1 protein-coding gene is annotated in these 2328 nt (G+C 67.1%); it reads left to right on the forward strand.

Features of this window, described 5'->3' with window-relative positions; genetic code table 11:
• Positions 1-2328 (forward strand): conjugative transfer ATPase (locus AC0Z6F_RS22500; RefSeq protein WP_485619606.1); only part of this gene is annotated, 2328 nt, incomplete at both ends.

Raw genomic sequence — 2328 nt, forward strand, 5'->3', positions numbered from 1 at the left:
GAAAACGCGCTTCAGGACAGCTTCGATGAACTGGACGAGAACCCGTGGGTGCTCCAGCTCTATGCCCAGGACGAACCGAGCTTCGACCAGTACATGCAGACCTTGCGCGATTACGTGCAGCCACGTGCGCGCGGCTCGGCGTTCACCGAGTTCTACCTGCGCTTCTTCGGCCACCACCTGCGCGCTGTGGCCAAGCCCGGCGGCCTGTTCGAGGACACGGTGGTCACGCGGCTGCGCTGGCGCGGCCAGACGCGGCGCGTGCGCATGGTGGTGTACCGCCGCGCGAGCGGACAGGGACAGGCAAACCGCCGCGGCCAGACACCCGAGCAGATGCTGGGCATCGTCTGCGACCGCCTGTGCGGCGGCCTGGCGAACGCCGGCATCCAGGCCCGGCGCATGGTCGCGGCCGACGTCCACGACTGGCTGCTGCGGTGGTTCAACCCGCGCCCCACGCTGCTCGGGCCTGGGGTGGAGGACCGGGAGCGCTTCTACGCGTTGGCGCGCTATCCGGACAGTACCGAGGAAAGCGAGGCCGGCGAGATCGAGCTGGCGAGCGGGCGGGATTTCAGCCAGCGGCTGTTCTTTGGGCAGCCGCGCTCGGACGTGGCGCAAGGGGCCTGGTACTTCGACGGCATGCCGCACCGCGTGCTGATCACCGACCGGCTGCGCATGCCGCCCGGCACCGGGCACCTGACCGGCGAGACCCGCAAGGGGGACGCGATCAACACGCTGTTCGACCAGATGCCCGAGGACACCTTGATGTGTCTCACCATGGTGGCCACGCCGCAGGACGTCCTCGAATCGGACCTCAACCATCTGGCGAAGAAAGCTGTGGGCGAGACGCTGGCGTCGGAGCAGACGCTCAAGGACGTGCATGAAGCCCGCTCCCTGATCGGCAGCGCGCACAAGCTCTACCGGGGCACTCTGGCGTTCTACCTACGCGGGCGCGACGAGGCGGAACTGGATCGGCGCGGCCTGGACCTCGCGAACGTGATGCTCAACGCCGGCCTGCAGCCGGTGCGCGAGGACGACGAGGTGGCGCCGCTCAACAGCTACCTGCGCTGGCTGCCGTGCTGCTACAACCCCGGCAAGGACCGGCGCCGGTGGTACACGCAACTGATGTTCGCCCAGCACGCGGCGAACCTGTCGCCAGTATGGGGCCGCGCCCAGGGCACGGGGCATCCCGGCATCACGATGTTCAATCGCGGCGGCGGCCCGATTACGTTCGACCCCTTGAACAGGTTGGATCGGCAGATGAATGCCCATCTGTTTCTATTTGGCCCCACCGGCTCGGGGAAGTCCGCCACGCTCAACAACCTGCTGAACCAGGTGACGGCCATCTACCGGCCGCGGCTTTTCATCGTGGAAGCCGGCAACAGCTTCGGCCTGTTCAGCGACTTCGCCAGGCGCCTGGGCCTGACCGTGAACCGGGTCAAGCTGGCCCCCGGATCGGGCATCAGCCTGGCGCCGTTCGCCGACGCACGCCGGCTGATCGAAACGCCCAGCGACGTACAGACGCTCGATGCCGACGCGCTGGACGAAGACCTGCCCCCCGATGCCTCGGCCATGGAAGCGGACGAGCAGCGCGACGTGCTGGGCGAACTGGAGATCACAGCGCGGCTGATGATCACGGGCGGCGAAGACAAGGAAGAAGCGCGGATGACGCGGGCCGACCGCTCGCTGATCCGCCAGTGCATCCTCGACGCCGCCGAACATTGCGTGGCCGAAAAGCGCACCGTGCTCACGCGCGACGTGCGCAACGCGCTGCGCGCCCGTGGCCAGGACCCGACGCTGCCCGAGATGCGGCGCGTGCGGCTGCTGGAGATGGCGGACGCGATGGACATGTTCTGCCAAGGCACGGACGGCGAGATGTTCGACCGTGACGGCACGCCGTGGCCCGAGGCCGACATCACGCTGGTCGATCTGGCGACCTATGCCCGCGAGGGCTACAACGCGCAGCTCTCCATCGCCTACATCAGCCTGATCAGCACGGTGAACAACATCGCCGAGCGCGACCAGTACCTGGGCCGGCCGATCGTCAACGTGACCGACGAAGGTCACATCATCACCAAGAACCCGCTGCTCGCGCCCTATGTCGTGAAAATTACAAAAATGTGGCGCAAGTTGGGCGCCTGGTTCTGGCTGGCGACGCAAAACATCGACGATCTGCCGCGCGCCGCAGAGCCCATGCTCAACATGATCGAGTGGTGGGTGTGCCTGTCGATGCCGCCGGACGAAGTGGAGAAGATCGCCAGGTTCCGCGAACTCTCGCCGGCGCAGAAGGCGCTGATGCTCTCCGCACGCAGGGAGGAGGGTAAGGTCACCGAG

The organism is Stenotrophomonas sp. 1L-E-5-B-C3, from assembly GCF_057292075.1.